The 20692-nt window shown below is 69.0% G+C and carries 18 protein-coding genes; 14 read left to right on the top strand and 4 right to left on the bottom strand.

Features of this window, described 5'->3' with window-relative positions; translation table 11 throughout:
• Positions 1 to 2: 2 nt before the first annotated feature.
• Together U742_RS0103780 and U742_RS0103785 are read right to left on the bottom strand one after the other, a co-directional pair.
• A complete protein-coding gene (locus tag U742_RS0103780; protein WP_029350199.1) occupies positions 3 to 455 on the bottom strand; it encodes a tripartite tricarboxylate transporter TctB family protein in 453 nt (150 codons plus the stop codon).
• Between the two features lie 93 nt (positions 456 to 548).
• Complete coding sequence (locus U742_RS0103785) at positions 549 to 1538, bottom strand: Bug family tripartite tricarboxylate transporter substrate binding protein (RefSeq protein WP_029350201.1); 990 nt, start codon at positions 1536 to 1538, stop codon at positions 549 to 551.
• 421 nt (positions 1539 to 1959) lie between these two features.
• On the opposite strand from U742_RS0103785, the gene U742_RS0103790 reads away from it, so the two are divergent.
• The 6 genes from U742_RS0103790 to U742_RS0103815 are packed head-to-tail and all read left to right on the top strand — an operon-like array spanning position 1960 to position 9288.
• The gene (locus U742_RS0103790; RefSeq protein ID WP_029350202.1) at positions 1960 to 2946 is read left to right on the top strand and encodes a Bug family tripartite tricarboxylate transporter substrate binding protein; all 987 of its coding nucleotides are present in this window, start codon (positions 1960 to 1962) and stop codon (positions 2944 to 2946) included.
• Between the two features lie 55 nt (positions 2947 to 3001).
• On the top strand, positions 3002 to 4696 hold the full coding sequence (locus tag U742_RS0103795; protein WP_029350203.1) for a CocE/NonD family hydrolase: 1695 nt from the start codon (positions 3002 to 3004) through the stop codon (positions 4694 to 4696).
• Positions 4689 to 5171, top strand: coding sequence for a tripartite tricarboxylate transporter TctB family protein (locus U742_RS0103800; RefSeq protein ID WP_029350204.1), 483 nt, complete (start codon positions 4689 to 4691; stop codon positions 5169 to 5171). The genes U742_RS0103795 and U742_RS0103800 overlap by 8 nt, the downstream gene beginning before the upstream one ends.
• Positions 5172 to 6689 (top strand): tripartite tricarboxylate transporter permease, encoded by a 1518-nt coding sequence (locus U742_RS0103805; RefSeq protein WP_029350206.1) that lies wholly within the window; start codon positions 5172 to 5174, stop codon positions 6687 to 6689. It begins immediately after the preceding gene.
• Positions 6686 to 7180 (top strand): (2Fe-2S)-binding protein, encoded by a 495-nt coding sequence (locus U742_RS0103810; RefSeq protein ID WP_029350208.1) that lies wholly within the window; start codon positions 6686 to 6688, stop codon positions 7178 to 7180. Before U742_RS0103805 ends, U742_RS0103810 begins: the two co-directional genes overlap by 4 nt.
• Positions 7177 to 9288 (top strand): xanthine dehydrogenase family protein molybdopterin-binding subunit, encoded by a 2112-nt coding sequence (locus U742_RS0103815; RefSeq protein WP_029350209.1) that lies wholly within the window; start codon positions 7177 to 7179, stop codon positions 9286 to 9288. The genes U742_RS0103810 and U742_RS0103815 overlap by 4 nt, the downstream gene beginning before the upstream one ends.
• Positions 9289 to 9403: 115 nt before the next feature.
• Here U742_RS0103815 and U742_RS0103820 read toward each other — a convergent pair whose 3' ends face one another.
• A complete protein-coding gene (locus U742_RS0103820; RefSeq protein WP_029350211.1) occupies positions 9404 to 10402 on the bottom strand; it encodes a LacI family DNA-binding transcriptional regulator in 999 nt (332 codons plus the stop codon).
• 156 nt (positions 10403 to 10558) lie between these two features.
• On the opposite strand from U742_RS0103820, the gene U742_RS0103825 reads away from it, so the two are divergent.
• Genes U742_RS0103825 through U742_RS0103845 form a run of 5 tightly spaced genes read left to right on the top strand, consistent with a single transcriptional unit; the run spans position 10559 to position 16263 of the window.
• On the top strand, positions 10559 to 11617 hold the full coding sequence (locus U742_RS0103825; protein ID WP_029350212.1) for a sugar phosphate isomerase/epimerase family protein: 1059 nt from the start codon (positions 10559 to 10561) through the stop codon (positions 11615 to 11617).
• An 8-nt stretch (positions 11618 to 11625) separates the two neighbouring features.
• The gene (locus U742_RS0103830) at positions 11626 to 12765 is read left to right on the top strand and encodes a Gfo/Idh/MocA family protein (protein ID WP_248310247.1); all 1140 of its coding nucleotides are present in this window, start codon (positions 11626 to 11628) and stop codon (positions 12763 to 12765) included.
• Positions 12762 to 14285 (top strand): sugar ABC transporter ATP-binding protein, encoded by a 1524-nt coding sequence (locus tag U742_RS0103835; protein WP_038360414.1) that lies wholly within the window; start codon positions 12762 to 12764, stop codon positions 14283 to 14285. Before U742_RS0103830 ends, U742_RS0103835 begins: the two co-directional genes overlap by 4 nt.
• On the top strand, positions 14278 to 15270 hold the full coding sequence (locus tag U742_RS0103840; protein WP_029350217.1) for an ABC transporter permease: 993 nt from the start codon (positions 14278 to 14280) through the stop codon (positions 15268 to 15270). The genes U742_RS0103835 and U742_RS0103840 overlap by 8 nt, the downstream gene beginning before the upstream one ends.
• A 27-nt stretch (positions 15271 to 15297) precedes the next feature.
• Positions 15298 to 16263, top strand: a complete 966-nt coding sequence (locus tag U742_RS0103845; protein ID WP_029350219.1) for an ABC transporter substrate-binding protein — start codon at positions 15298 to 15300, stop codon at positions 16261 to 16263.
• A gap of 105 nt (positions 16264 to 16368) precedes the next feature.
• On the opposite strand, the gene U742_RS0103850 is transcribed toward U742_RS0103845, so the two are convergent.
• Positions 16369 to 17043, bottom strand: a complete 675-nt coding sequence (locus U742_RS0103850; protein ID WP_038360635.1) for a GntR family transcriptional regulator — start codon at positions 17041 to 17043, stop codon at positions 16369 to 16371.
• Between the two features lie 185 nt (positions 17044 to 17228).
• On the opposite strand from U742_RS0103850, the gene U742_RS0103855 reads away from it, so the two are divergent.
• The 3 genes from U742_RS0103855 to U742_RS0103865 are packed head-to-tail and all read left to right on the top strand — an operon-like array spanning position 17229 to position 20682.
• Positions 17229 to 17849 carry an amino acid synthesis family protein gene (locus U742_RS0103855; RefSeq protein WP_029350223.1) on the top strand — a complete coding sequence of 207 codons (621 nt, stop codon included), beginning with the start codon at positions 17229 to 17231 and terminating at the stop codon, positions 17847 to 17849.
• Entirely contained in the window at positions 17842 to 19611 is a 1770-nt protein-coding gene (locus U742_RS0103860) for an alpha/beta fold hydrolase (protein ID WP_029350225.1), read from the top strand. Before U742_RS0103855 ends, U742_RS0103860 begins: the two co-directional genes overlap by 8 nt.
• A 21-nt stretch (positions 19612 to 19632) precedes the next feature.
• Positions 19633 to 20682, top strand: a complete 1050-nt coding sequence (locus U742_RS0103865) for an LLM class flavin-dependent oxidoreductase (protein ID WP_029350226.1) — start codon at positions 19633 to 19635, stop codon at positions 20680 to 20682.
• Positions 20683 to 20692 lie beyond the last annotated feature (10 nt).

Genomic DNA, 20692 nt, shown 5'->3' on the forward strand with positions numbered 1-20692 from the left:
GCCTAGAACTCCGGCCAGACCGGTATGAGCAGCCCGATGCCCCAGATGAACAGGGCGACGGTGCCGGCGGCGAGCACCGCGGCGGCGACCAGCGTCTCGCGCCAGCGCATCTGCGGGCTGGCGAGGCTGCCGACCACCACGATCGCAAAGGCCGCCACGACAAGGCCGAGGCTGCGGATCGAGAGGGCGAAGAGCAGCACCGCGAGTGGGACGAGGAGCACCGGACGCAGTCCGATCCTCTCGATCGCCTCGCCCTCGACGGTCAGCGAACGCAGCACCGCATAGACGCCGATGACGCCGAGCAGCAGGCACAGCGTGCGTGGGAAATAGCCCGCGCTCATGCGCACCGCCGTGCCCATCGGGTAGTCCATCGCGACGATGAAGCCGCCGACGGCGATGGCAAGAAACAGCACACCGCAGGCGAAGTCCTGCTGGTTGCGCAAGCGAACACGCATGGCGAGCCTGCCGACAGTTGGAGCAAGGACATGTCCGGCGCGCGTCGATGGCCAAGTGGCGAGACCACGCGCCGGAGTGATTCCCGTGGCGTGTCAGGGCTTGGCGAGCTGCTTGGCCTCGGTGACGACCGGTTCCCACGCTACGCGCTCGCTCTGCAGCCATTTGGCGGCGCCGGCCGGCGAGTCGCTCAGCGTGATCGTCATCGTGACGTCGGCGAACTTCTTCTTCGCGTCGTCGGAGATCATGATCTCCTTCACGGTCGCGAAGATCTTGTCGACGATGGGTTGTGGCGTGCCGGCCGGGGCGAACAAGGCCTGCCAGGCATTGGTTCCCCAGCCCTCGAAGCCTGCTTCCTTGGTGGTCGGCACGTCCGGCAGGCCCGCCAGACGCTTGTCGCCGGTGACGGCGAGCGCCTTGAGCTTGCCGGACTGCACCAGCGGCAGAACCGTCGCCGCGTTCTGGATCGCGACGTGCACCTCACCGTTGATGAGGTCTATCTGGCCGCCGCCTGCGCCCGCCTTCAGCGGGATCAGCGTCATCTCGATGCCGGTGCGCTTCTGCAACTGGATGAAGTCGAGATGGGAATAGGCGAGGTAGCCCGCGCTGTTGAAGTTCACCGCGCCCGGATTGGCCTTGGCATAGGCGACGACCTCCTGGATTGTACTGGGCGGGAAATTGACCTTGGTCGCGAGGAAGATCGCCGGCACCTCGATCAGCTTGGTGATCGGCACCAGCTCCTTGAACGGGTCGACCGGCATTTCCTTGCCGACGATGATCGGATTGAGCGTGTTCGTCGTCACGTTGCCGATCAGCAGCGTATAGCCGTCGGGCTTCGAGCGGACGACGTCCTGAATGGCCACGACGCCGTTGCCGCCGGCTTTGTTCTCGACCACGACGGGCTGGCCGAGCAGCGTGGTCATGCGCTCCCCGAGGATGCGGGCGACGATGTCGGTGGCTCCCCCCGGACCGTAGGGGACGACGATGCGGATGGGCTGGTTCGGATACGGCTGTGCGGTCTGCGAATAAGCGGCACTCACCCACGCGAAGGCGAGGGCGGCCACCAGGACTCTGGTGAGCCTCATCGGTATTTCCTCCCACGCAACGACCTTGTTGGAGGGAGCCGAGGCGCCCTACTCGGTCTTTGGGATCATGGTAGGAGCCGGGGTCATCAACGCAAATTATGAATGATGATGAAAAGGATCATCGGACATGATGGAGAGACGTGCGTCGACAGGATGCCCATCAGCATTCCTAATTCGGAGGATTACATCTTATCATTGGAAAACATGACCCCCAGTCCGCACGTTTGATCGGCCGGCGACACGCCGGTGATCTGCTGACCTCCGGGGACACGGGGCAGCCAGGGAAACGCCACTGCCATCCGCCGCCGGAAGCGAGACGATGGCGGCCCTCGGACCCACCTCTTTGCATGGCGCAAGGCAGGCATGAGGGCTGCGCAGGTGGTTTCGTCCGGCTCGCGGTGCTGGCCTGGGAGGTCGTGCCGTGAAGCATATCCGAACGCTCCTGTGCGGCCTCGTCGCCGCCACGTTCGCCGTCGGTGCGGCGTTCGCCGACACCTATCCGTCGAAGCCCGTGAAGATCCTCGTGCCCTACGCGCCGGGCGGGGCCACCGACATCGTCGCCCGCCTGCTGGCCGACCGGCTGCGCGAGGCGCTCGGGCAGTCCTTCGTGGTCGACAACAAGCAGGGCGCCTTCGGCATCCTCGCCATCGAGGAGATGGCCCGCTCCAAGCCCGACGGCTACACGCTGATGGTCGGCAACGTCTCCACCAACGCCATCACGCCCGTCATCTATTCCAAGAAGTTCAAGATCGACTATCAGAAGGACGTGGTGGCCGTGGCGCGGCTCGCCGTGATCCCCGCCGTGGTCGTCTCCACCACCGCCGGCGGCTTCGATGCCAAGACGCTGGGCGACCTCATCGCCTATGCCAAGGCCAATCCCGGCAAGCTGCGCTACACCAGCGCCGGCGTCGGCAGCTACCCGCATTTCGACATGGCGGTGTTCGCCAAGAAGGCGGGGTTCGAGGCGGTGCACGTACCGACCAAGGCCGGCGCCGCGGGCATGATCAACGACCTGATCACCGGCGACGTGCAGACGGCCTTCATCAATGCGGCGAGCTCGCTCGGCGTCGTGAAGTCCGGCGACCTGCGCCCGCTCGCGGTGATCACCAAGACCCGGATGAAGGAATATCCGGACGTCCCGACCATGACGGAGCTCGGCTTCGCCGGCGTCGGCACCTTCAACTGGCAGGGCCTGTTCGCCCCGGCCGGAACTCCGAAGGAGGTGCTCGCCACGCTGCACAAGGCGGTGGCCGAGGCGCTGGCTCACCCGGCGATGGTCGAGGCCTTCCAGAAGCAGATCATCACCGCCGATCCCAGCAAATCGCCCGAGGATGCGCAGGCCTGGCTCGCCAGCGAGATCGAGCTTTGGCGCAAGACGGTCGCCGAGGCCAACGTCTCGCTCGAATGAGGAAGGGGCCCGCGCCGCCTCGCATGCCCTGCATCCGTTGCTGAAGGTTTCGTCGATGAACGCTCCTACTTCTTCGCTCGTCCCCTCCACCCGCATCGTCGTCGAGAAGGATGTCGACATCCCCATGCGCGACGGCGTCCGCCTGAAGGCCGACGTCTTTCGGCCGGAGGGCGAGGGTCCATTTCCGGTGATCATGAATCTCGGCCCCTACCAGAAGGACAAGGTCTGGGTGCCGCCGGACGATCTGGCCGAGAAGGCCAATCCGCTGATGAACTGGGAGACCGTCAATCCGGAATGGTGGGTGCCGCGCGGCTATGCGCTGGTGCGGGTGGACGCCCGCGGCACCGGCAAGTCGCCCGGCCAGGGCGAGCCCTGGTCCTATCAGGAGGCGATCGATTTCTACGACGCCATCGAATGGGCCGGCCACCAGCCGTGGAGCTCCGGCAAGGTAGGCCTGTGCGGCATCTCCTATTTCGCCATCAACCAGTGGTTCGTCGCCAATCTGCAGCCGCCCTCGCTCAAGGCCATGGTGCCGTGGGAGGGCTTCGCCGACCTCTACCGCGACGCGCTGTTCCACGGCGGGCTCTTGAACCTGTTCATGACCAACTGGTTCGTCACCCATCTGATGCACCATCTGCTCGGGCGCGCCTATCGGCACAACCCGGACACGTTCCAGACCAACACGCTGTGGAAATGGGTGCGCAACAGCCTCGACAGCGGCGCCTTTCGCGGCGAGCAGGCGCAATGGGACAGGATCACCGTGCCGTTCCTCACCGTCGGCAACTGGTCCGGCATGGGGCTGCACCTGCGCGGCAACACCGAGGCCTATCTGCGCGCCGCCTCCAAGAACAAGAAGCTGCGCATCCATGCCGGCAACCATGTGCACCCCTTCTATACGGAGGACGGGCGCACCGATCAGCTCCGCTTCCTCGACCATTGGCTGAAGGGCGTCGACAACGGGGTGATGGACGAACCGCCGGTCAAGCTGTGGATCCGCAAGGGCAACAGCGAGGGCTTCTGGCGCCACGAGCAGGAATGGCCGTTGGCGCGCACGCAGTGGACGAAGTTCTATTTCGACCTGTCGCCGCCGTCCGCCGACCAGCCGAAGAACAGTGGCCGCCTCACCCGCGAGGCGCCTGCCGAAGCACATGCGCGGACCTATTTCGCCAGCGGCGCCGGCAAGGCGGGGCAGGCCTCCGCCTCCTCCACCTTCCTCGCCGCCGGGGCGATGATGGCCGGCATGGGCATCGCGCTGGAGACGCCTCCGCTCGATGAGGACGTCGAGGTGACCGGGCCGGTGATGGCGCGGTTCTGGGTGTCGAGCTCGACCGAGGACATGGACCTGTTCCTCACCCTGCGCAATCTCGACCCGGACGGCAACGACGTGTTCGAGGTCGGCCAGCAGGGCCAGCAGGTGCCGGTCGCCAAGGGCTGGCTGCGGGTGTCGCACCGCGAGCTCGATCCGGAGCTGACGCGGCCCTACCGGCCCTATCACGCGCATAAGCGCCGGCTCTGGCTGGAGCCCGGCGAGCCGGTCGAGGTGCAGGTCGAGGTGTGGCCGACCAGCATGGTGTTCAGGAAGGGTCACCGCATCCGGCTCGACATCCAGCCGCGCGACGGCCTCGGCAGCATCCACTACACGCATTATCACGCGGATTATAATACCGGACAGAACACCATCCATTCTGGCGGCGGGCACGAATCCTACCTCCTGCTGCCGATCATTCCGGCGAGCGGCGCCGATGGCTGAGCGCCCCGCCCCGCAACCGGCCGACGGCGCGCAGCCGACCGGACGGCCGGACCTGCTGGCAGGCCTGATGTTCGCGGCGATCGCGCTGTTCGGCCTCTATCTGGTGCGCGACTACGACATGGGCACCGCCGCCCGCATGGGCACCGGCTATGTGCCACGCCTCGTGTGCTGGATCATGCTGGCGCTCGGGGCGGCGATCGCCGTGCGGGGCTTTCAGGCCGAACGCGAGCCGGAAGAGCCGCTGGCGTGGCGCCCGCTGCTGATGGTGCCGCTCGCCATCGTCGCCTTCGGCCTGCTGGTCGATCGCGCCGGGCTGGTGGCTGCGGCGACCGCGCTGATCGTCATCGGTGCCTTTGCGAGCCGTGGCGTGCGCCCGCTGGAGACACTGGCGTTGGGGCTGGTGCTCATCGCCGGCTCGGTGCTCGTCTTCGTCTGGGGCCTTGGCCTCTCCATGGACATCTGGCCGGAATTCTAGATGCAGGATCTCATCGCCCATCTTGCGCTTGGCTTCGACGTCGCGATGACGCCGGCCAATGTCGGCTTTGCGCTGGTGGGCTGCCTGGTCGGTACGCTGATCGGCGTACTGCCGGGTATCGGGCCGGTGGCGACGGTGGCGATGCTGCTGCCGCTGACCTTCTATCTGACGCCGGTGTCCGGGCTGATCATGCTGTCCGGCATCTTCTACGGCGCGCAATATGGCGGCTCGACCACCGCGATCCTGGTCAATCTGCCGGGCGAGACATCGGCCGTGGTCACCTGCCTCGACGGCTACCAGATGGCGCGGCGCGGGCGCGCCGGGCCGGCTCTGGCGGCCGCCGCGCTCGGCTCGTTCTTCGCCGGCACGGTGGCGACGCTGCTGATCGCGCTGGCCGCGCCGCCGCTGGCGAGCATCGCCCGCTCCTTCGGCGCACCGGAATATTTCACGCTGATGATGTTCGGCCTGCTGGCCGCCGTGGTGCTCGCCAACGGCTCGGTGCCGAAGGCGGTCGCCATGATCTTCCTCGGCATCCTGCTCGGCATGGTCGGCACCGACGTCAACACCGGCAATGCGCGGTTCGACTTCGACATTCCGAACCTCGCCGACGGCATCGGCTTCGTGCCGCTGTCGATCGGACTGTTCGGGCTGAGCGAGATCATCGCCACGCTCGCGCATGGCTCGCAGGACCGCACGGTGCTCAGCGGGCGGGTATCCAATCTCTGGCCGAGCCGGGACGACTTCCGCCGCGGCTTCCCGGCGGTGCTGCGCGGCACCGGCATCGGCTCGCTGCTCGGCGTGCTGCCGGGCGGCGGTGCCATCCTCTCCTCCTTCGCGGCCTATATGTTCGAGAAGAAGCTGTCGCGCGAGCCGGGGCGCTTCGGGCAGGGCGCGATCGAAGGGGTCGCCGCTCCGGAGGCGGCCAACAATGCCGGCGCGCAGACCTCGTTCATCCCGATGCTGACGCTCGGCATCCCCGGCAATGCGACCATGGCGCTGATCGTCGGCGCGCTGACCATCCACGGCATCCAGCCTGGCCCGATGGTGATGACCGAGCGCCCGGAGCTGTTCTGGGGGCTGGTGGCGAGCATGTGGATCGGCAACCTCATGCTGGTCGTCATCAACTTGCCGCTGATCAGCGTTTGGGTATGGCTGCTGCGCATCCCCTATCGTCTGCTCTATCTGGCGATCATGCTGTTCTGCGCGATCGGGGTCTACACGGTGAACAACAGCGCCTTCGACGTCCTGATGACTGCCGGCTTCGGCGTGCTGGGCTACGTCTTCATCCGGCTGCGCTGCGAGCCGGCGCCGCTGCTGCTCGGCTTCGTGCTCGGCCCGCTGATGGAGGAGAATCTGCGCCGCTCCATGGTGATCTCCGGCGGCGACCCGATGATCTTCCTGACGCGCCCGATCTGCCTTGGCCTTGTCATCGCCTCGCTGGTGTTGCTGGCGCTGATCGTGCTGCCCGCGGTGCGTCAGACCCGGCAGGTCGCCTTCCAGGAGCCGGAAGGGGCATGAGCGGGATAGCGCCGGAGCTGGTCCGGTTCACCGTGAACGGGCGGCCGGTCGCGGTGGACGGCTCCGGCGATGTCCCGCTGCTCGCGGTGCTGCGCGGCGAACTGGGGCTGACCGGCTCGCGCTTCGGCTGCGGGCTGGAGCAATGCGGCGCCTGCACCGTGCTGGTCGATGATGAGCCGGTTTATGCGTGCTCCCGCCCGGCCTGGAGTGTGGCCGACCGGTCCGTCACCACCATCGAGCATGCCGCGCACGACCCCGTGCTGGCGGCGCTGCGCGCGGCCTTCATCACCGAGCAGGCGGGCCAGTGCGGCTATTGCCTTTCGGGCATCGTGATGAGCGCCCGGGTGCTGCTGGTGCGCGAACCGTGTCCGGATCGCGCCGCCGTGGTGGCGGCGCTCGACCGGCATTTGTGCCGCTGCGGCGCCCATAACCGGATCATCCGCGCGGTGCAGCGCGCCGCCGCCAACCTCGCCGCCGGCGAGGTGACATGATTGCCGGCCCGCTGCCCCGCGGCCTCGCCGACAACCCGCGGCTCGACACCTGGATCGGCTTCGAGACGCCGGGACGGGTGCGCATCGCGACCGGCAAGGTCGAACTCGGCCAAGGCGTGCTCACCGCCATAGCCCAGATCGCCGCCGAGGAGCTCGACGTCGATCACCAGCGGCTGGACCTCGTCTCCGGCGTGACCGGCGACGGGCCGAACGAGGGCTATACGGCCGGCAGTCTGTCGGTCGAGGGATCGGGCGGCGCCGTCCGCATCGTCTGCGCCGAGGTGCGGGCGCGGTTCCTCGCCGTCGCCGCCGCACGGTTCGGCTGCGGGGTGGAGGAGCTGAGCGTCGAGGACGGCGCCTTCCGCCGCGACGGGCAGCCGACGGGTTTCGACTACTGGCGGCTCGCGGGCGACATCGATCTCGCCCGCGACATCACCGGCGGCGCGCGCGCCAAGTCACCGGAGGCCTACCGCCTCGTCGGCCACTCGGTGCCGCGCCTCGACCTGCCGGAAAAGATCGGCGGCGGCGCCTTCATCCACGACCTGACCGGGCCCGATCTGCTGCATGCGCGGGTGCTGCGCCAGCCCTGGCGGGGCGCGGTACTCGGCCCGCTCGACGAGGGGCCGCTCCGCCGCGCGGCACGCCGACCGATCGACATCCTGCGCGAAGGCGGCTTCCTCGCTCTCATGGGCGAGGACGAGGCCAGCGTCGAGGCGGCCGCCGCGGTCGCGCGCGACAAGGCGACGTGGAGCGGTGGCGAGCAGGTGCCGGACGAGGTGACCACCGGCGGCTGGCTCCGGCGGCAGCCGACGACCGACCGCGTCATCGCCGAGGGTGGCCCGGCGGCGCAGCGCGAGCATGTCGAGGCGGCCTATTCGCGCGGCTTCATCTCACATGGCTCGATCGGGCCGAGCTGTGCGCTCGCCCGCTGGGACGGCAGGCAGCTCACCGTCACCACGCACTCGCAGGGCGTCTACCCGCTGCGGCAGGCGCTGGCGCGCGCATTCCGCCTCGCCCCCGAAGCCATCTCCGTCCAGCACCGGCAGTCGGCCGGCTGCTACGGACACAACGGCGCCGATGACGTCGCCTTCGACGCCGCGCTGCTGGCGCTGCGCCGGCCGGGCCAGACGGTGCGCGCGCAATGGACCCGCGCCGACGAATTGACGGCTTCCCCCTTCGGCGCGCCGATGGCGGTCGAGCTGCGCGCGGCGCTTAATGCCGACGGATTGCCGGCGGACTGGAGCATCGAGATCTGGTCCGGCCCGCACGGCCAGCGTCCCGGCATGAGCGGGGCGATCAATCTGATCGGCGCCGAGGCTCTGCCGGGTGCGCCGCCGCGCACCCTGCCGGCCGACGTGCCGGACGCTAACGGCTTCGGCTCCGCCCGCAACGCCCTGGCGCTCTACGACCTGCCCGCGCAGCGCATTGTCACCCATTTCGCGGCGGCTCATCCGGTGCGGACGTCGTCGCTGCGTGGGCTCGGTGCCTTCGCCAACATTTTCGCCATCGAATGCTTCATCGACGAGCTGGCGGAAGCGGCGGGCCGCGATCCGGTCGCCTATCGGCTCGCGCTGCTCACCGACCCGCGGGCGCGCGCGGTGGTCGAAACGGCGGCGGCGATGGCCGGCTGGTCGTCGGACGAGCCGCGCGGCGAAGGCATCGCCAGGGGCATGGGCTTCGGCCGCTACAAGAACAAGGCCGCCTATTTCGCTGCCGTCGCCGAGGTGGAGCTCGACGAGGATGTCCGGCTGCGCAAGGTCTGGTGCGCCGTCGACGCCGGGCTGGTGATCAATCCGGACGGCGCGGCGAACCAGGTCGAGGGCGGGGTGATCCAATCCGCGAGCTGGACGCTGAAGGAGAGCGTGCGCTTTGAAGACGGCCGCCCGGTGTGCGCGCAATGGGACGACTACCCGATCCTGCGCTTCTCCGAGGTGCCGGAGGTTGAAATCCAATTCTTGGACAGGCGGAGCGAGGCGCCGCTCGGCCTCGGCGAGGTGGCGCAGGGGCCGACGGCGGCAGCGATCGGCAATGCGGTGGCGCGGGCGCTCGGCGCGCGCATCCGCGACCTTCCCTTGAGCCGCGAGCGCATCATGAACGCGCTGCTTTAGAGCGCTTTTGAGCGAAGCGGGCGCCGGTTCGCGTGAAGAAAACGCGACAAAACAAGAACCTAGAGCCGTTCAGTGTTTCCATCAAACACTGAACGGCTCTAGAGGGCCCGCCCGCTCACCGGATGGCCGCCCATGCCGCGGTGCTGCCGCGCAGCACGAGTTCCACAGGCAGGATCGTGTCCTCGGCGCCGTCGTCGCCGCCGATGCGATCCAAAAGGCGCTGCGCCGCCCGGCGGCCGATCGCCTCGCGCGGCTGGCGGATGGTGGAGAGCGGCGGCGTCATGTGCGCGACGAGCTCGATGTCGTCGAAGCCGATGACGGAGACGTCGCGCGGCACCGCGACACCATGGTGCTGCACCTCGCCGATGAAGCCGCAGGCCATCTCGTCGCTGGCGAGGAACACGGCGGTCGGCCGCTCGCGCGCCGGCAGCGCCAGCCAGGCCTCGCCGGCGCGCCGGCCGGAGGCCAGAGTGAAATCGCCGGGCAGCACCAGCGGCGCCGGCATCCCCCGTTCGGCCAATGCCTGCTCGGTGCCCGCGAGCCGGGCCTGCGTGAGCACGTTGCCGGGTGGCCCGGCCACATGAGCGATCCGCCGGTGGCCGAGCCCGATGAGATGCTCGACCGCCATCATCGCCGCCGCGCGGTTGTCGATCTTCACGCGCGGGGCGGCGAGACCCGGTATCCACTCGCAGGCGAGCACCACCGGCACGCGCCGCGCCAGCGCCTCGGCGGGCAGCGAGCCGTCGAGCACGATCAGCCCGTCGGCCCGGCTCGGCTCGGCATAGTTCAGGATCGATGCGCCGCCCTCCGCGCGGGTATCGGCCACCAGCAGGTTGAAGCCGGCGGGAGCCAGCACCGAGGCGATGCCGGACAGGATCTGCGAGAAGAACGGATTGGCGAGATTGGGCACCAGCGCGACGATGCCGCCGGTCCGCCGGTGCCGGAGGTTGCGCGCCGCCTGATTGAGTCGGTAGCCGGTCTCGCGGATCGCCTCCTCGACGAGGCGTCGCGTCTCGGCGCTGACGATCTGCGGATTGGAGAGCACACGGCTGACGGTGGCGGTGGAGACCCCCGCCATCCGTGCGACATCCCCGATCTTCGGCCTTTCCTGCATCTGGCATGCTCCGCGCGAGTCGCGCCTGCCTCGCGTCCGCCTGTCATCTAAATAGCTGATAAAGGTTATTGCAATCGATTACATACGTCGGTTACGCTGTCTGCAACCGATTACAAAAACAAACGGTTGGTCGGCAAAGCCCGATCGGGAGGAAAGATGCGCACCATCAAGGGGCCCGGCCTCTTCCTGGCGCAGTTCATCGGCGCCGAGGCTCCGTTCGACGGCTGGGAATCGATCGCGCGCTGGGCCGCCGGCTGCGGCTATCTCGGCGTGCAGGTGCCGACCGGCGATGCGCGCATCCTCGATCTCGATTCGGCGGCGGCCTCACGCGGCTGGTGCGAGGACTGGGTAGGGCAGGGCGCTGCCAGCGGCGTCGCCGTGACGGAACTGTCGGCGCATCTGCAGGGGCAGCTCGTCGCCGTGCATCCGGCCTATGACGCGCTGTTCGATGCCTTCGCCCCTGAGGCCGTGCGCGGCCGGCCGGCGGCGCGGCAGGAATGGGCCGTCGCGCAGGTGAGGAAGGCGCTGACCGCCTCGAAGAACCTCGGCCTCACCGCGCTGGCGAGCTTCTCCGGCGCGCTCGCCTGGCCCTATCTCTATCCGTGGCCGCAGCGGCCGGCCGGGCTGGTCGAACAGGCCTTCGACGAGCTGGCGCGCCGCTGGCGGCCGATCCTGGACCACGCCGAGGCATGCGGCGTCGACATCTGCTTCGAGATCCACCCTGGCGAGGACCTGCACGACGGCGACAGCTTCGAGATGTTCCTCGACCGCGTGGGCCACCATCCGCGCGCGAAGATGCTCTACGACCCGTCGCACTATGTGCTGCAGCAGCTCGACTATCTCGACCATCTCGACATCTATGCCGAGCGGATCGGCATGTTCCACGTCAAGGATGCCGAGTTCAATCCGACCGGCCGCAAGGGCGTCTATGGCGGCTACCAGCCCTGGCTCAACCGGGCCGGGCGCTTCCGCAGCCCCGGCGACGGGCAGGTCGATTTCGGCGCCATCTTCTCGAAGCTCGCCGCGATGGATTTCGACGGATGGGCGGTGGTCGAGTGGGAGTGCTGCCTGAAGAACCCGGAGGATGGCGCGCGCGAGGGCGCGGCCTTCGTGAAGAGCCACATCATCCGCGTCACCGAGCGGGCCTTCGACGATTTCGCCGCCGCCGGTACCGACCATGCCGCCAACCGGCGCCTGCTGGGGCTGGAGCGATGAGCGCCCCGATGTTTCATGCTCCCATCCGGCTCGGCATGGTGGGGGGTGGCGCGGGCGCCTTCATCGGCGCCGTGCACCGCATCGCCGCGCGGCTCGACGGCGCGTTCGATCTCGTCGCCGGCGCGCTCTCCTCCACGCCCGAGAAGGCGCGCGCCTCCGCCGAGGCGCTCGGCATTCCCCGCGCCTATGATGACTTCGCCACCATGGCCCGCGCCGAGGCCGAGCGCGCCGACGGCATCGAGGCCGTGGCAATCGTCACGCCGAACCACATGCATGCGGCGCCCGCTATCGCATTCCTCGAACGCGGCATCCACGTCATCTGCGACAAGCCGCTGACCGCGACCATGGAGGAGGCTACGGCGCTCGCTGACGTGGCGCGCCGCTCGAACGCGCTGTTCGTCCTCACCCACAATTACACCGGCTACCCGATGGTGCGGCAGGCGCGCGCCATGGTGGCGTCCGGCGCGCTCGGGCGCATCCGCCTCGTGCAGGTGGAATATGCGCAGGAATGGCTCACCGGGCCGGCGGAGGCGCAGGGCTCGAAGCAGGCCGAGTGGCGCACCGACCCGGCGCGTTCCGGCGCCGGCGGCGCGCTCGGCGACATCGGCACCCATGCCTACAATCTCGCATGCTTCGTCTCCGGCCTGACGCCGGAAGCGCTGGCGGCGGACCTCTCCAGCTTCGGGCCGGGCCGGGCGCTCGACGACAACGCCCATGTGCTGCTGCGCTTTGCCGGCGGCGCGCGCGGAATGCTGTGGGCGAGCCAGGTGGCGCCGGGCAGCGAGAACGGTCTACGCCTGCGCCTCTATGGCGAAACGGGCGGGCTCGATTGGGCGCAGGAGGACCCGAACCGCCTGTGGTTCACCCGCTTCGGCGAGCCGAAGCAGTTGCTCACCCGCAACGGCGCCGGGGTCGGGTCGGAGGCGACGCGCGTCTCGCGCATCCCGCCCGGCCATCCGGAGGGCTATCTGGAGGCCTTCGCCAACATCTATGCGGAGGCGGCCCGAGCGATCCGCGCGCATCAGGCGGGCGAGGGGCCGCCGCCCGGCACCACCTATCCGACGCTGGAGGACGGCCTCGCCGGCATGCGCTTCATCGCGGCCTGCGTCGAATCCTCCCGGCGCGACGCGGCGTGGGTGACGCCGTGAGCGCCCCCGCCCCGATCCTCGAACTGCGGGAAGTCCGCAAGAGCTTCGGGCCGATCGAGGTGCTGCACGGCATCGACTTCGCGCTCCGCCCCGGCGAGGTGCACGCGCTGATCGGCGAGAACGGCGCCGGCAAGTCGACCATCATGAAGATTCTCGGCGGGTTCCTGCCGCCGAGCTCGGGCGAGGTGCTGCTGGACGGCCGCCCCGCGCCCTATGCCTCCGGTGCCGCCGCCGAGGCGGCGGGCGTGGTGGTGATCCATCAGGAATTCAATCTCGCCCCAGACCTCACCGTCACCGAGAATGTCTTTCTCGGGCGTGAGCTCGGGCGCTTGTTCCTCGACCACCGCGCCATGCGCGCGGGTACGCAGAAGCTGCTCGACGAGCTCGGCAGCCGCATCAGCCCGGACGCCCGCATCCGCGACCTGCCGGTCTCCGACCGCCAGATGGTCGAGATCGCCAAGGCGCTGTCGCGCAATGCGCGCGTGCTGATCATGGACGAGCCCTCGGCGGTGCTGACCAGCCGCGAGGTCGAGGTGCTGTTCCGGCAGATCGACCGGCTGCGGGCGCAGGGCGTGGCCCTGCTCTACACCTCGCACCGGCTGGAGGAGGTCAGCCGCCTCGCCGACCGCATCACCGTGCTGCGCGACGGAACGGTGGTGCGCCGCGCGTTGCGCGGGGAGCTGACCGAGGACGGCATGGCGACCGCCATGGTCGGTCGCGACCTTGAGGACATCTATCCGCCGCGCCGGCACGTGGCGGGCAGCGTGGCGCTCGAGGTGACCGGATTCTCCGTGCCGCCGCTGGTGCACGACGTCTCCTTCACGCTGAGGCGCGGCGAGGTGCTCGGCATATCGGGGCTGGTCGGCTCCGGCCGCACCGAGCTCGCCGAGGGACTGGTCGGGCTGCGTCCCGCCAGCGGCGAGATCCGCCGTGCCGGCATGCCCGTGCATATCCGCTCGGTGCGCGAGGCCGCCGCCCACGGCATGGCCTATCTGACCGAGGACCGGAAGGAGCGCGGCCTGCTGCTCGACAAGTCGCTGCGCGAGAACCTCACTTTGTCCAACCTGCCGGATTTCGGAACACCCTTCCTCTCCGCGGCGCGCGAGGAGGGGGCGCTGAGCCGCGCGATCGCCGATTTCGACATCCGGGCGCCACGCCGCGACATGGCGGTCGGCAACCTCTCCGGCGGCAACCAGCAGAAGCTGCTGCTCGCCAAGACCCTGCTGTCCGATCCCGAGATCGTCATCATCGACGAGCCGACGCGCGGCATCGACGTCGGTACGCGCAGCCAGATCTACGCCTTCATCGACCGGCTGGCCTGTGAAGGGCGCAGCGTCATCGTCATCTCATCCGACATGCCGGAGATCCTCGGCCTGTCCGACCGCGTGCTGGTGATGCGCCACGGTCGGCTCGCCGGCGAGCTTGCAGGCGAGCGCATCTCCGAGACCGCTGTGGTGCGGCTGGTGATGGGAACGGCCGAGGAAGCGCCCGGAGAAACCGAGGAGACCTCCCATGTCTGACGCGGCGCTGCGCACCGCCTCGTTCCGGCTGCCCGGCCTCTCGGCGCTCGGGCCGCTGCTGGCGCTGATCCTGCTCGTCGTGCTCGGCGCCTTCCTTAACGACAATTTCCTCTCGGCCGGCAACGTCACCAACGTGCTGGCCCGCTCCGCCTTCATCGGCATGATCGCGGTGGGGATGACCTTCGTCATCACCTCCGGCGGCCTCGACCTGTCGGTCGGCTCGATGGCCGCCTTCATCGCCGGGGTGATGATCCTCGCCATGAACGCCCTGCTGCCCGCTATGGGCGTCGGGGTGCCGCTGATCCTAGCAGGCATGGCCATCGCGCTGGCCATCGGCCTCTTGGCGGGGCTGACCAACGGCCTCCTGGTCACCCAAGCTCGGATCGAACCCTTCATCGTCACGCTCGGCACGATGGGGATCTTCCGCTCGCTCGTCACCTGGCTGGCCGACGGCGGCACCATCAGCCTCGACTTCGCGGTGCGCCAATTCTATCGGCCGGTCTACTATTCCGGCCTGTTCGGCGTCGCCTGGCCGATCCTCGTCTTCGCGCTGGTCGCCGTCGCCGGCCAGATCGCCATGCGCCACACCCGCTTCGGGCGTTACTGCGAGGCGATCGGCTCCAATGACCGGGTGGCGCGCTACTCGGCGGTGAGCGTCGACCGCGTGCGGCTGATGACCTATGTGCTGCTCGGGCTGCTCGTGGGCCTCGCCACCATCATGTACGTGCCGCGCCTCGGCTCGGCCTCCGGTTCCACTGGCATGCTGTGGGAGCTCGAGGCGATCGCCGCCGTCATCATCGGTGGCACCGCGCTCAAGGGCGGCTATGGCCGTGTCTGGGGCACGGTGGTCGGCGTTCTGATCCTCAGCCTGATCGACAACATCCTGAACCTGGCCGACCTGGTCTCGCCTTATCTCAACGGGGCGATCCAGGGGGTCATCATCGTGCTCGCGGTGGTTCTCCAGCGCGGGAAATCATCCGCCTGAGAGCGGAACAACGGGAGGAAACACGAAATGGAACGCAGGACATTCCTCGCCACCACGGCGCTTGCAGCCGCCGCGGCCGCCGCCGGCCTCTCCGTGCCCGCGGCGGCGCAGGGCAAGAAGGTGACGATCGGCGTCTCGATCCCCTCGGCGACGCACGGCTTCATGGGCGGCCTCAACTGGCACGCGCAGGAGACCATCAAGCGGCTGAAGGCGACCTACCCGAACCTCGATTTCGTGCTGGCCACCGCCGGCGCGGTGGGCAAGCAGGTGAACGACATCGAGGACATGATGGCGACGCGCAACATCGATGCGCTGGTCGTGCTGCCCTTCGAATCCGAGCCGCTCACCAGCCCGGTCAAGGCGGTGAAGGATGCCGGAAAATGGGTCACGGTGGTCGACCGCGGTCTGTCGCAGGCCGGTATCGAGGATCTCTATGTCGCCGGCGACAACACCGCCTTCGGTCGCGTCGCGGGCGAGTATTTCCGCGCCAATCTCAAGTCGGGCGCCAAGATCGTGGTGCTGCGCGGGATCCCGACCACGCTCGACAATGAGCGTGTCGATGCCTTCAGAAAGGCCATCGACGGCTCGGGCATCGAAATTCTGGACGCGCAGCACGGCAACTGGAACCGCGACAAGGCCTTCTCGGTGATGCAGGACTATCTGTCCAAGCACAAGAAGATCGACGCGGTGTGGGCGGCGGACGACGACATGGCGATCGGCGTGCTCGAAGCCATCGCCCAGTCGGGCCGCCAGAAGGAGATGTGGGTGGTCGGCGGCGCCGGCATGAAGGAGATCGTGAAGCGGATCATGGACAAGGACCCGCAGCTTCCGGTCGACGTCACCTATCCGCCCGCGCTCATCTCCACCGCGCTGGAGATCACCGCGCTGCGCTTCGTCTCCGACACGCCGGTCTATGGCCGCTTCATCATCGGCTCGACGCTGATCACGCCGGACAACGCCAAGCAGTTCTACTTCCCCGACAGCCCGTTCTGAGCCCGCGCGGCACAGTTCGCCGGATCGCGTGGCAGATATTCCATGGTGCCGGGCAGGCTCCCGGCACCTCAGCCGGGCGACCCGGCACGCGGCTCCCGCGGGCGTTCAGATTTCGCCGAGGATGGTGTCGGCGAGGCCGGCGACCGTCTCGACATGCGCGAGGCTCGCATCATAGGCGGCGGCGCCGTCGCGCCGCCGGATCGCGTCGTGGAGCCGGCGCATCTCGCCGATCGCAGTCTCATGGCGTCCGGAGGTCGCGATGGTCATGCCGCGCAGATGGTTGATGCGGGCGTGCAGCGAGCGCACCACGTCCCACGCGACCACCTTGCCGGCGGACAGGAAGAGCTTCTCGTAGAATTCGGTGGTCGCCTTCAGCACGTCGCGCGGGCTGCCCTCGCGAAACGCCGCGTCGATGCGGTCGATCGCCTCGCCGAGGGCGTCGATGTCGCGCTCGCTGGCATGAAGCGCGCAGGCACGGGCTGCCTCGCTCTCCAGAAGACCCCGGATTTCATAGATCTGCGCCGCCTGGGCGGGGTCGGGCTTGGTCACGGCTGGGCCCTGATGCGGGATGGTCTCGACCAGCCCCTCCGCCTCCAGATGGCGCAACACCTCGCGCACCACGCTGCGGCTCACGCCGAGTCGCTCGCATAGAGTCCGCTCGACCAGCCGCTCGCCGGGCCGGAAGCGGAAATCGAGGATGGCGTCCCGCATCTTCTCGAGCGTCAGGCTGCGCAGCGTGGCGACGCTGCGCTCCACCTTCATGCCTTCGGAATCCTCCACGGCCGCTCCTGCCGCCTGCACGTCCATGCGTTCGCCCGCTCGCATCGTCCCCGAAACCGCCGCGCCCATCGTGGTCCATTCTCCGCGTCTTGTCGCCCGGCTTCGTCGCAGAACGGCAATTGACGCGATCATATTATGGTATACCATCATATGGAATAGCTCATCCAGCAACAGAGCGATCTGCCATGCCGCTGCACCTTCGGAAGCTCGTCACCTATTCGGAAACTACGCTGATCGAAGGTGGCCGCGCCGCTCCCAAGCCGTTGCATCTGTTCGCTGTCGCGGCCGTTCTGCGCAATCCGTGGGCGGGGCGGGGCTTTGTCGAGGACCTGAAGCCGGAGATCCACGCCATAGCGCCGGGTCTCGGCGAGACGCTGACCGCCGAGATCATCCGCATGGCGGGCTCGGGCGAGGCCGTGGAGGGCTATGGCAAGGCCGCCGTGGTCGGCACCTCCGGTGAGGTGGAGCACGCCTCGGCCCTCATCCACACGCTGCGGTTCGGCAACCATTTCCGCAAGGCGGTTGGGGCCAAGAGCTATCTGTCCTTCACCAATACGCGCGGCGGTCCGAACGCCCCGGTCGTCATCCCGCTGATGCACAAGCTCGACGAGGGCATGCGGTCCCACTACCTCACCATCCAGTTCTCGATCCTCGACGCGCCGGCGCCGGACGAGATCGTGGTGGCGCTCGGCGCCTCGATCGGTGGGCGGCCCCATCACCGCATCGGCGACCGCTATCAGGACCTGAAGGACCTCGGCAGCACGCAGGAACTCGGCGCCGGCCAGGACGCCGCGACCCATGCCTGAGCCGCGCATCGCCGCCTATATCGGCCGCGACGGCCGGCCGGGCCGCATCCGCTACCGGCGCGAGGGCGTCGCCGGCGGCGTGCCGGTGGTGCTGATCCATGGCGTCGGCATGGCGATCGAGGCCTGGGAGCCGCAGATCGCGGCGCTGGCGGCGCGCTACGACGTGATCGCGCTGGACATGCTGGGCCATGGCGGCTCCAGCCTGCCACCGGAGGATGCGCGGCTGTCCGACTACAGCGACGCGGTGATCGCCCTGCTCGACACGCTGGGCCTTCCCGCCGCGGCGGTGGTCGGCCATTCGATGGGCGCGCTGGTGGCGCTCGAGGTCGCGCTCTCTCATCCCGCGCGTGTCATCGGCGTCGCCGCGCTGAACGCCGTGTTCTGCCGCACGCCGGAGCAGCGCGCCGCCGTGCTTGCCCGCGCCGCCTCGCTCGCCGAGGAGGGCAGCGTCGCCTCGCATGAGGCCGCCGTCGCCCGCTGGTTCGGCGAGCCGGTGCCGCCGGAGCTGGACGCCGCCGCGCGCGGCGTCGCCGAGCTGCTCGGAAACTGCGATCCGGTCGGCTATGCCCGCACCTATGCGCTCTTTGCCGCCTCCGACGAGGCGCATCGCGACCGTCTGCGCGATCTTGCCGTGCCGGCGCTGTTCATGACCGCCGACGGCGACGCGAACTCCACGCCCGCCATGTCGGAGGCGATGGGCCGCCTCGCCCCGCGCGGGCGCGCCGAGGTGATCGCCGGCGAGCGGCACATGATGAACCTCACCGCCCCGGAGACGGTGAACGAGAGGCTCCTCGCCTTCCTGGCCGAGATCGCGCCGGTGCCGTTCGACCCGAAGGCGTTCCGGCAGGCGCTCGGCGCCTTCCTCACCGGCGTCACCGTGGTGACGACCCGCACGCCCGCCGGCGAATTGCGCGGCTTCACCGCCAACTCCTTCACCTCGGTCTCGCTCGATCCGCCGCTGATCCTCGTCTGCATCGCCAGGACGGCGTCCAGCTTCCCGGTGTTCGGTGCGGCGGAACATTTCGCCGTCTCCATCCTCGCGGCGGCGCAGAAGGATGTTTCGGCGCTGTTCGCCTCGAAGACCGCCGACAAGTTTGCCGGCATCGGCTGGCACACGGGCCCGACCGGCAGCCCGGTGATCGCCGGCGCCAGCGCCTGGTTCGACTGCACCCGCCACGAGGTGGTGGAGGCTGGTGACCACATCATCCTGATCGGTAGGGTGGCCGGCTTCGGCGCGTCGGCGGCCGCGCCGCTCGGCTATTGCCGCGGCGCCTATGTCGACTTCGCGCTCGGCCAGGAGGCGCTGGCGCGGCGCGATGAGCCGGCCCGCGTCGGCGCCATTCTGGAGCAGGGCGGCGCGGTGCTGCTGGTCGAGGACGGCAAGGGCGGCCTCGACCTGCCCGCCGGCACCTGCCTCGAACCGGCGGGCAATCCGCGCAGCCTCAAGGGCGTGCTGGGCAAGCTCGGTGTCGAGGGACGGCTCGGCTTCCTGTTCGCGGTGTTCGAGACGCCCGCCAACGGGGCGGGGGGCGGCGAGGCCACCGTGTCGATCTATTACCGCGGCAGCTTTGAGGGTGCGCCGCGCCCCGGCAGCGGCGCCCGGCTCGTGGCGTTCGACGACATTCCCTGGGCGCGCCTGCCGGACGAGGCGATCCGCACCATGCTCCGTCGCTTCGTGCGCGAGCGCACCGAGGACGCATTCGGCATCTATGTGGGCGACCACGAGCGCGGCACCGTCCATCCGCTCGCGGCGCACGCCTGAGGCACATCGGGGATCACGGACATGAAATTCTCCCTCTTCCTTCATATGGAGCGTTCCGACCCGTCGATCCCGCACCGCCGGCTGTTCGACGAGCTGGAGGAGCTCGCGTTGACCGCCGAGGCCGCCGGCTTCGAGACGGCGTGGATCGGCGAGCATCACGCGATGGAGTTCACCATCGCGCCCAACCCCTTCATCCAGCTCGCCCATCTCGCCGCGCGCACCTCGACCATCCGGCTCGGCACCGGCAATGTCGTCGCCCCGTTCTGGAATCCGATCCGCCTCGCCGGAGAGGCGGCGATGATGGACGTCGCCTGCAATGGCCGGCTCGATCTCGGCATCGCCCGCGGCGCCTACAGCTTCGAATATGAGCGGATGCTGCCGGGCCTCGATGCCATGGGCGCCGGCCTCAGGATGCGCGAGCTGGTGCCGGCGGTGAAGAAGCTGTGGGAGGGCGACTACGCCCATGAGGGCCAGTTCTGGTCCTTCCCCACCTCCACCGCCTCGCCGAAGCCCGTCCAGAGTGGCGGCCCGCCGATCTGGATCGCCGCGCGCGACCCGAATAGCCACGACTTCGCCGTCGCCAATGGCTGCAACGTGCAGGTGACGCCGCTCGCCTCGGGCGACGGCGAGGTGGTGAGCCTGATGGAGCGCTTCCAGGCCGCGCTCGCCAACCATCCGGAGGTGCCGCGCCCGCAGATCATGCTGCTGCAGCACACCTTCGTCACCGACTCGGAGGCGGAGACGCAGGCGCTCGCCGACGACCTCTCCGCCTTCTACTGCCTGTTCGGTGCCTGGTTCGCCAACAAGCGGCCGATCCGCCAGGCCATCATGGCGCCGCTCTCGCCCGAGGAGCGGGCGGCCTATCCGCAATACGCCCCGGACATCGTGCGCAGGAACCTCGTGCTCGGCCAGCCCGACGAGGTGATCGCGCGGATCAAATCCTACGAGGCGCTCGGCTTCGATCAGTTCTCGCTCTGGATCGACGGCGACCTCAGCCATGCCCGCAAGAAGAAGTCGCTCGACCTCTTCATCCGTCACGTCATGCCGGCCTTCGCGCCGGTCTACGCGTGAGGGAGGCGGC

The organism is Allobosea sp. 117 (assembly GCF_000702305.1).
Taxonomy (GTDB): Bacteria; Pseudomonadota; Alphaproteobacteria; order Rhizobiales; family Xanthobacteraceae; genus Ancylobacter.

Bases quoted from the DNA above. Each gene is read 5' to 3' on its own strand.
- U742_RS0103780 (WP_029350199.1), bottom strand. From the start codon at position 455: ATGCGTGTTCGCTTGCGCAACCAGCAGGACTTCGCCTGCGGTGTGCTG.
- U742_RS0103785 (WP_029350201.1), bottom strand. From the start codon at position 1,538: ATGAGGCTCACCAGAGTCCTGGTGGCCGCCCTCGCCTTCGCGTGGGTG.
- U742_RS0103795 (WP_029350203.1), top strand. From the start codon at position 3,002: ATGAACGCTCCTACTTCTTCGCTCGTCCCCTCCACCCGCATCGTCGTC.
- U742_RS0103800 (WP_029350204.1), top strand. From the start codon at position 4,689: ATGGCTGAGCGCCCCGCCCCGCAACCGGCCGACGGCGCGCAGCCGACC.
- U742_RS0103805 (WP_029350206.1), top strand. From the start codon at position 5,172: ATGCAGGATCTCATCGCCCATCTTGCGCTTGGCTTCGACGTCGCGATG.
- U742_RS0103810 (WP_029350208.1), top strand. From the start codon at position 6,686: ATGAGCGGGATAGCGCCGGAGCTGGTCCGGTTCACCGTGAACGGGCGG.
- U742_RS0103815 (WP_029350209.1), top strand. From the start codon at position 7,177: ATGATTGCCGGCCCGCTGCCCCGCGGCCTCGCCGACAACCCGCGGCTC.
- U742_RS0103820 (WP_029350211.1), bottom strand. From the start codon at position 10,402: ATGCAGGAAAGGCCGAAGATCGGGGATGTCGCACGGATGGCGGGGGTC.
- U742_RS0103825 (WP_029350212.1), top strand. From the start codon at position 10,559: ATGCGCACCATCAAGGGGCCCGGCCTCTTCCTGGCGCAGTTCATCGGC.
- U742_RS0103830 (WP_248310247.1), top strand. From the start codon at position 11,626: ATGTTTCATGCTCCCATCCGGCTCGGCATGGTGGGGGGTGGCGCGGGC.
- U742_RS0103840 (WP_029350217.1), top strand. From the start codon at position 14,278: ATGTCTGACGCGGCGCTGCGCACCGCCTCGTTCCGGCTGCCCGGCCTC.
- U742_RS0103845 (WP_029350219.1), top strand. From the start codon at position 15,298: ATGGAACGCAGGACATTCCTCGCCACCACGGCGCTTGCAGCCGCCGCG.
- U742_RS0103855 (WP_029350223.1), top strand. From the start codon at position 17,229: ATGCCGCTGCACCTTCGGAAGCTCGTCACCTATTCGGAAACTACGCTG.
- U742_RS0103860 (WP_029350225.1), top strand. From the start codon at position 17,842: ATGCCTGAGCCGCGCATCGCCGCCTATATCGGCCGCGACGGCCGGCCG.
- U742_RS0103865 (WP_029350226.1), top strand. From the start codon at position 19,633: ATGAAATTCTCCCTCTTCCTTCATATGGAGCGTTCCGACCCGTCGATC.